Origin of the sequence: Candidatus Kaelpia aquatica (genome assembly GCA_030765335.1) — a bacterium.
Taxonomy (GTDB): domain Bacteria; phylum Omnitrophota; class Gorgyraeia; order Kaelpiales; family Kaelpiaceae; genus Kaelpia; species Kaelpia aquatica.
Genome location: JAVCCU010000031.1, coordinates 1 through 7,772, shown reverse-complemented (window position 1 = coordinate 7,772; position 7,772 = coordinate 1). Strand labels below are relative to the sequence as shown.

The window sequence follows — 7,772 nt, the reverse complement described above, 5'->3', positions numbered from 1 at the left end:
GGATTTATTACTCCAGAAGAAGGCAAGGATGTATTCGTGCATCATAGCTCAATCCAGGGTTCAGGCTATGCTTCACTTGATGAAGGTCAACCTGTCGAATTTGAAATCGAAGATGGTGCAAAAGGTCCAAGTGCTATCAATGTAGTAAAAATATAACCAGTTGTTTTAAAAGCCCGCTATTTTTTGGCGGGCTTTTTTTATTTAAACTTCCAGACTAAACAACAGCGGCTAAATCTGCCATCGCTGCCTCTTAAGAGCTGCGGCTATAAATCTCTGCATAAAGGAAAACAATGACTACCTTCTGAAAAAATTTAAGCAATCTGTTTATCTAAACTCAAAGCCCTGACTTTTATGACTCCTTCAATGCTGCAAATAGCATCTATTGCTTCTTTAGTCGGCTGATTTGACATATCAATAATATTGTAGGCATAATCCCCTTTGCTTTTATTAAGCATCTCAACAATGTTAATATTGGCTTCTGCAAGAGCTGTGGAAATCTGCCCAACCATATTGGGAATATTTCTGTTCATAATCACCAAACGGAAATTAGAATTCTGCTCTAATCTGCAGTCAGGATAATTTACTGAATTCTTGATATTACCATTCTCGATAAAGTCACGGATCTGATCAGCAACCATAACGGCGCAATTTCCCTCCGCCTCTTCTGTCGATGCACCCAAATGAGGAATAGCAATAACTTTTTCCATACTTAGAAGTTCATCGTCAGGAAAATCTGTTATATAACGTTCAACAATACCATTTTTAATAGCTTTGCCTAAGTCATCATTATTCACAATTCCGCCGCGTGAAAAATTAAGAATGCGTACACCTTTTTTCATACGATTAAATTTTTCAGAATTGATCATACCGCGAGTTTCATCAGTTAATGGAGTATGTAATGAGATGTAATCAGCGTTGGCTATCAAAGCATCAGCCCCTTCAGCGCGCTGCACTTCCTTTGATAATCCCCAGGCAGACTTCACTGAAATAAAAGGATCATATCCTATTACTCGCATACCTAGATCCAGGGCGCTGTTGGCTACCATTACTCCAATTTTACCCAGTCCTATCACACCAAGAGTTTTTCCATAAATTTCCTGCCCTGCAAAACTCTTTTTATTCTTCTCGACAAGCTCTGGGACATCAGATCCTTTTCCTCTAAGAGACTCTGTGAAAAAAATTCCTCGAGCAATATCGCGAGATACTAAAAACAAGCTGGCAATTACCATTTCCTTTACAGCATTAGCATTGGCCCCCGGAGTATTAAAAACTACTATTCCTTTCTGTGAACACTGTGGAATAGGAATATTGTTCACACCTGCCCCTGCTCGCCCTACGGCTAACAGAGAATCCGGTAAATCCATATCATGCATATTGAAGCTGCGAAGAATTATTGCATCTGGATGGGTAATTTCTGTTCCAATCTCATATTGGTCAAGCGGGAAAACATCTAAACCCTCCGTTGAAATCTTATTGAGTTTCATAATTTTATACATCGTCTCTCTCCTTTTTATTATCCATTTTCCTTTTCAAACTCTTCCATAAATTGAACAAGGGCTTTAACACCATCTAATGGCATCGCATTGTAAATACTCGCTCGCATTCCTCCAACTGTTCGGTGCCCTTTGAGTGTCTTTAATCCGCAAACAGAAGCTTCTTCTATAAATTTTGCATCGAGCTCTTTGCTTCCTGTCAGGAAAGGAAGATTCATCATAGAACGGCTCTCTTTTTGAACTGGACTACTAAAGAGGCTCGACTGCTCCAGGTAATCATATAAAATTTGTGCTTTTTCGTGATTGAGCTTCTTTATCGCTGTAAGGCCACCTTTTTCTTTAATCCATTTAAAGACTAAACCTGCCATATAAATTGAGTAACATGGCGGTGTATTGTAAAGAGACTCACTATCAATGTGAGTTTTATAATTAAGAAGCGCTGGCACATCATCTGAGGCTTTACCGGCCAGATCTTCCCGTATGATCACCAAAGTCATACCCGCAGGACCCATATTTTTCTGAGCTCCTGCAAAGATCAGATCAAACTTTGACAGATCAACCGGATCAGACAAAATATTAGACGACATATCAGCCACTAGAGGAACATCTCCTGTATCCGGAATCTCTTTATATTCTGTACCGTATATTGTATTGTTTGTCACAATATAAAAATAATCCGCGTCTTTGGAAAAAGCAGCAGGATCTAATCTTGGAATATACTTAAAATTATCATCCTCTGAACTTGCAACAATATTAACTTCACCGTACTTCTTGGCTTCCGCAATCGCCTTTTTCGACCATTGCCCCGTATTTACATAATCAGACTTTTTATTTTTATTCATTAAATTCAGAGGGACCATGGCAAATTGCATTGACGCACCGCCTTGAAGGAATAACACCTTATAATTTTCAGGTATCTCCATAATTTCTCTTATATTCGCCCGGGCTGTTTCAATAATATCTGTGAACTCTTTTCCTCGATGTGAAAGTTCCATTACGGACATGCCGCAGCCTTTATAATCTAGCATTTCCTCGGCTGCTTTTTTCAAAACCTCTTCTGGTAAGACCGCCGGTCCCGCACTAAAATTATAGATTCTTGCCATACCTCGCTCCTTTTTATTTATAATATTCACTGTTTCTGCATAGTAAATCTTGCAGCAATAAACCGCAAAGCATTGGTAAAATCCATATCCACATGAATAATATGTTTTGGTACAACAATTTTAACTGGTGAAAAATTTAAAATACCTTTCACCCCAATCTTGCTCAATCTATCAACAATCCCTTGAGCCGATTCCGCAGGAACAGTAATTATGCCTAATTCGATAGATCGCTGCGCTATGATATCTTCTAAAGATCCAACCGGAAAAACATCAATATGTGTACAGATCCTCTCAACTTTATTGATATTACAATCAAAGCCGGCTACAATTTCAAACCCATCTTCCTGAAAATTTTCATAGTCCAGCAAGGCCGTTCCCAATCGCCCTAAACCAACAATACAAGCCTTACGCTTTTGAGTTAAATTAAATTTATCCCCTAATTCTTCTTTGAAAGCTTTAACCGCATAGCCTTTTCGCGTATATCCAGTCACTTCTAAGAGGCTAATGTCTTTACGAATAGTATGTCCTGTTGTTCCAATGGCTTTTGCCAGCTCTCTGGATGAAACAAAATTAACACCTTTTTTCTCTAAGACATTAAGATATCCAAAAATTTTACATATTCTTTCGATCGCATTGTTCGATAATTCCATAAACTCTCCATAAATCCTATTATTAGTGAATTTATTCACTAATAATAGCACTTTAAATCATTTTGTCAAAGAATATTCTTTCATATTATGTACAGATTATTTCACTATCTACGTTTCAGGTAAAAATGTAATATATTATTCAAATGTGCCTACTTATATCGGTGATATTTTTCACTCTTCATTCTAGAGTACATAACGATTGAAATTTAATATTATCTCCCCGTGCAAATATTAGATATAATTCTATCTCTGAATACTATGCCTGCAAATAGGTACTATATAGCCCAATATCTGAGGATATATGCCATATCAGAGATACTATTTTAGTAGTATCATCGCCACCCCGGAAGAATCTCGAACTTGTATTTAACAGCTGAATGGTTTCAGAGGGGTGCAAAAATTATGAGAATCAGGCTAGAAGGCGGTAAATTTGTCTAATTTTGTCCAGTATTTTTGGTAGTCAATTTGTATAACTCTTTTGTTCTCAAATATTTACAAGATGTCAAGCCTCAAGGGGTAGACATTTAGCTAAAACAGTGGAATTCAAGGAGGTAAACATGCCAAGTAAGTACTTTTATAGCATGAATGGCAGACTTTTTCAAAATTTTTTGTTGTTTTAAATATTTAGATTATTTCTTTTTGCTTAAGAAAGATGTATATTGAATGGCATCAACTAGGCAAACATTCAAGCAACGTGCGCAGCTAAAACAATCTGCAGGCAATCTTTCTCTATCAACCCGATCTTTTGCAGCTTCAAGGGGACATGCCTCTATGCAAGCACCACATTGGGTGCATTTCTCTTTGTCAATTTGAACACGAAAAATGCTGAATCGCTCAGCTATCCAAGAAATAAGACCAAAAGGACAGATAAACTGACAAAATGGACGGTAGATAGCAAATGATGCTGACAAAACAATGACTACTGTAAGCAGAATACTGAATGTTTCGAAATCAAGATTAAACAGATTAAAGGGGTTAATATAGTGGTAAATCACAAATCCCCTGCACCCTCCAATAATTCCAAATAGAAAAAGGAGCGTTGCAATAAAGAGACATACACGAATTGTGTTTGTGAATATAAATGGTAGTTTCTTTTTTTTGATTTTTTGTAAAATTGGTATACTGTAGATAAGTTCTTGCAAAGCGCCGAAAGGGCACGCCCAACCGCAAATCATCTTATTCCCAATAACAGCGAGTATAATAAAAAAACCGAAAGCGATTACTTTAACCACTGGGTCAGGGTAAAGCCCCACCATTGATTTGAATATTTTGACTGTCCCCTCCATGGGATTGGGTGATTTGCCAAGAATAAATCCGGCTACTATTACAGAAAGTAAGAGAGAGACGATATGGGGGGCTCGGGGATACCATTTATGTCTGCGTTTGACATCGGACCTATCTGGCCGTCCTAGTCTAACGAGAAAGACAAGACCAAACAATACCAACACCACATAAATATAATATTTGAGTATACTATCACTATGAGAAAGAATATGTTCAATGGCATGATAAAGTTCTTCATCTGTTACCTTTAATAAATTGAGGGTTTTTTTCTTGGAAGTATCAATCGGTAACTCAAGTTCACGAGCAAGACCTTTACCTGTAACTCCAAGTTCGGGAGCAATGTCCTGGATAGACATATTGACGTTGAAATCAATTGATTCCTTTGGCTTAGTTGAGGAACTCAGCAAAATCCCAAGAATTGTAATCGTAAACATTCCTACCACAGTCGTAAACAACCAAATCCGTTGTTTAAAAGAAATCTGAGAAAACCAAGAACTACTATTCATTTTAATCCTCTATTATTATTTAAATTTCTAAAATTTGCCCCACCTTAACTTGAATATAATTATTCTTATATATTTTTTTAAATAACCTTTGAGCGCTATTTCCACTACAGTGAGTAGGGCCGGTCTTCTTAACACCAAGCTCTTTAAATCTATTTACTATAATTATTAACTCTTCTCTACTTTTATTTTTAAGATGAAAACCACCAAATGCAGAGTAGATATTTTTCTCTTTTAGGTTTTTTTTAGCTTTCTCTATTATCTTTAGAATCCCAGGATGAGCACAACCTGTTATTATTGTTACACCCTTATCTGTCTTTATATATAGCGACTGCTCAAACATATCTTTAGCATGATAAACACATGCTATCTCACCACTAACATAAATACTGTCTTCTATTTCAGTAAAACTATCTATCTCTATGAGCTCTACGCCTAAACTTTTAACTCTATCTTTAAACTCTTTGCTAAATCCAGGACAACTATAAATTTTTAAATCCTCCCTCACATTTAAAAGTTTCCATAATCCTCCAGTATGATCCCAATGATCATGGGAGATAACAACTTTATCTATAGCTGAGATATCTACCCCCATTATTTTAATATTATGAAAGAGATGCTCTCCGCTCCCGCCAGTATCAAACAAAACACTGTTATCCACTAAACATGAGAAACCACAACCAATTGAAAATCTACCATCTATTGCTTCGTCATTAAAGAGTACCTTGATATTCATCTGTTTTTTTTAAAAAGCTTTTTGCCATCTCCCTGTGAGTTGAGAAAGGAATATTTGGCAACTCAGCCCAACCAATAAATTTTGCCTCTTTAACCTCATCATTTATAATAATATCGCTGCTTAAGGCTTTTACTCTATATCCTAAGACAATCAAATCCCCATACTCTTCTGTTTTCTGTATATAGACCCCTAGTAACTCCTCTACAATACCTTCTACTCCTGTCTCTTCTTTTAGCTCTCGTAAACAAGACTCCCAAGCAGTCTCACCGACCTCTATAAAACCACCTGGGAATGCCCACTCACCCAGCCCAGGTTCTAGATTTCTTCTTGTTATGAGTACTTCGTTATTAGCATTTATTGCAATAGATACTGTAACGGGCAAGGGGTTATCGTAATTTATCCATCCACACTCTTTACAGTATGGCCGCTCTTTAAAATCTATCCTCTTCTTACTTAAGACACTACTACACAGAGGGCAAAACTTAAATTCAGGTTTCATAATTATATTATATTAAGAACTTCTTTTTTTAGCATCTTCCTGACCTTGGTGATAGATCAAAATAACATCTCCTATTCTAGCCCCAACATCTTGGGCAATAACAGGGCACTTAGCTATAAATAAGAAAAAGATATCACGCTTAGCGTCTGAAAGTGCTTCAAAATTACCCTGACCTTTACTTATAACCATATCTACATCTCTATATATTGAAAGAAACTTCTCTGAACATATCGAGAGTATTGTTCCTGGACCATCTGAACCAGAAGAAATAATATCAGCAACGTGATCAATGCCGCAATCTAAGGCATCTTTCATCAAAGCATCATTAATAATAGGGCCTTCTTTAACAGCAAATATAATACTCTTGTTACTATCTATTCTCTTTATCTCTTCAATAAGAATACGATCAAAAAGAATCTCCCCAGCATTATCACCTAAATATAGTATGCTCTTTGATTTTAATAGATCTTTTTTAAACTTAGGATAATCAAACAACCTTCTCTTCTCTTCTTTTATTACCTTGCTTTCTTGAACTAAAATCTTCTCTAGTTCTAACTCTACATTTAAAGAGTTTTTTACTCCATAATCAATTATATTACCTGCAATAGCTAGCTCAACAGCCATAAGCAGCCTATCTTCTGAATTTCCTACACGCTCTTTTAACCTATCATATACTCCTAAAGCAAGTTTATTACTTTTCTCTTTTATCTTAAGATAGGGATCATTTACACCTGTAAGTTTATTGGTTAGCTTATAGATAGTCCTACCCATCTCTGGAGGTGACAGTTTTAAAGAAATACTTGGCAATATAGCGGCTATCTCATCAAGCATCTTCTTCTGCATCTCTTTGTCTGCCCCAGCCATTCTTGATGACTCAAGAGCCTGTTTGAAAAAACATGGTATACAATCTAAATATGTATTCATATTTTAAAATATAATAATTATTTTTTTAACAGAATCTATTCAATGCTCTTTATGAGTCTATCCCAAATCTCAATTATTATATCCTTTGTCTCTGTCTGTACATATTCTATAATAGTCTTGCCTTCTACCATAGCTTCTACAACGGTTTTATCAAAGGCTATCTTACCCATAAACTCAACATCATTATCCTGGCAATAATTCTCTATTCTACTTGTAACATCTATATTTAAATCATATTTATTCACTATTAATCTAACTGGTACATTGAAATGCCTGGCTACTTTTATAACCCTATCAGCATCATGTAATCCAGACAGAGTTGGTTCTGTTACAACTAAAGCACAGTCAACTCCAGATATAGAAGCAATTACTGGACATCCTATCCCAGGAGAACCATCTATAATTATCCAATCATAATTATTTTCTTTAGCAATATCTTTTGCCTTCTGCCTCACAAGACTGACTAATTTACCAGAGTTCTCTTCAGCTATACCCAGTTTTGCATGGACTAACTCTCCAAAACGTGTATCTGATATAAACCATTCACCTGAACTATTCTCTCTCATCTCAATAGCCCCTG

At 36.2% G+C, this 7,772-nt stretch carries 9 protein-coding genes; 1 reads left to right on the top strand and 8 read right to left on the bottom strand.

Annotation, left to right across the window (positions count from 1 at the left end):
* A partial coding sequence (locus P9X27_05475; protein ID MDP8253828.1) for a cold shock domain-containing protein occupies nucleotides 1-156 on the top strand: 156 nt, incomplete at its 5' end.
* Between the two features lie 155 nt (nucleotides 157-311).
* Here P9X27_05475 and P9X27_05470 read toward each other — a convergent pair.
* From P9X27_05470 to P9X27_05435, 8 genes are all read right to left on the bottom strand, one after another.
* Nucleotides 312-1,496 (bottom strand): phosphoglycerate dehydrogenase, encoded by a 1,185-nt coding sequence (locus P9X27_05470; GenBank protein ID MDP8253827.1) that lies wholly within the window; start codon nucleotides 1,494-1,496, stop codon nucleotides 312-314.
* 17 nt (nucleotides 1,497-1,513) lie between these two features.
* Complete coding sequence (gene serC / locus P9X27_05465) at nucleotides 1,514-2,596, bottom strand: 3-phosphoserine/phosphohydroxythreonine transaminase (GenBank protein ID MDP8253826.1); 1,083 nt, start codon at nucleotides 2,594-2,596, stop codon at nucleotides 1,514-1,516.
* Between the two features lie 26 nt (nucleotides 2,597-2,622).
* A complete protein-coding gene (locus P9X27_05460) occupies nucleotides 2,623-3,246 on the bottom strand; it encodes a redox-sensing transcriptional repressor Rex (GenBank protein MDP8253825.1) in 624 nt (207 codons plus the stop codon).
* Nucleotides 3,247-3,875: 629 nt separating this feature from the next.
* Nucleotides 3,876-5,036 carry a 4Fe-4S binding protein gene (locus tag P9X27_05455; GenBank protein ID MDP8253824.1) on the bottom strand — a complete coding sequence of 387 codons (1,161 nt, stop codon included), beginning with the start codon at nucleotides 5,034-5,036 and terminating at the stop codon, nucleotides 3,876-3,878.
* A gap of 19 nt (nucleotides 5,037-5,055) precedes the next feature.
* The gene (locus P9X27_05450) at nucleotides 5,056-5,769 is read right to left on the bottom strand and encodes an MBL fold metallo-hydrolase (protein ID MDP8253823.1); all 714 of its coding nucleotides are present in this window, start codon (nucleotides 5,767-5,769) and stop codon (nucleotides 5,056-5,058) included.
* Nucleotides 5,747-6,268, bottom strand: coding sequence for an NUDIX hydrolase (locus P9X27_05445; protein ID MDP8253822.1), 522 nt, complete (start codon nucleotides 6,266-6,268; stop codon nucleotides 5,747-5,749). The genes P9X27_05450 and P9X27_05445 overlap by 23 nt, the downstream gene beginning before the upstream one ends.
* 12 nt (nucleotides 6,269-6,280) lie before the next feature.
* Nucleotides 6,281-7,192: an ARMT1-like domain-containing protein gene (locus P9X27_05440; protein MDP8253821.1), complete on the bottom strand. Its 912-nt coding sequence runs from the start codon at nucleotides 7,190-7,192 to the stop codon at nucleotides 6,281-6,283.
* A gap of 35 nt (nucleotides 7,193-7,227) precedes the next feature.
* The coding region (locus P9X27_05435) for a P-loop NTPase (protein ID MDP8253820.1) at nucleotides 7,228-7,772 on the bottom strand (545 nt) is incomplete at its 5' end.

Bases quoted from the DNA above. Each gene is read 5' to 3' on its own strand.
- P9X27_05470 (MDP8253827.1), bottom strand. From the start codon at position 1,496: ATGTATAAAATTATGAAACTCAATAAGATTTCAACGGAGGGTTTAGAT.
- serC (MDP8253826.1), bottom strand. From the start codon at position 2,596: ATGGCAAGAATCTATAATTTTAGTGCGGGACCGGCGGTCTTACCAGAA.
- P9X27_05460 (MDP8253825.1), bottom strand. From the start codon at position 3,246: ATGGAATTATCGAACAATGCGATCGAAAGAATATGTAAAATTTTTGGA.
- P9X27_05455 (MDP8253824.1), bottom strand. From the start codon at position 5,036: ATGAATAGTAGTTCTTGGTTTTCTCAGATTTCTTTTAAACAACGGATT.
- P9X27_05450 (MDP8253823.1), bottom strand. From the start codon at position 5,769: ATGAATATCAAGGTACTCTTTAATGACGAAGCAATAGATGGTAGATTT.
- P9X27_05445 (MDP8253822.1), bottom strand. From the start codon at position 6,268: ATGAAACCTGAATTTAAGTTTTGCCCTCTGTGTAGTAGTGTCTTAAGT.
- P9X27_05440 (MDP8253821.1), bottom strand. From the start codon at position 7,192: ATGAATACATATTTAGATTGTATACCATGTTTTTTCAAACAGGCTCTT.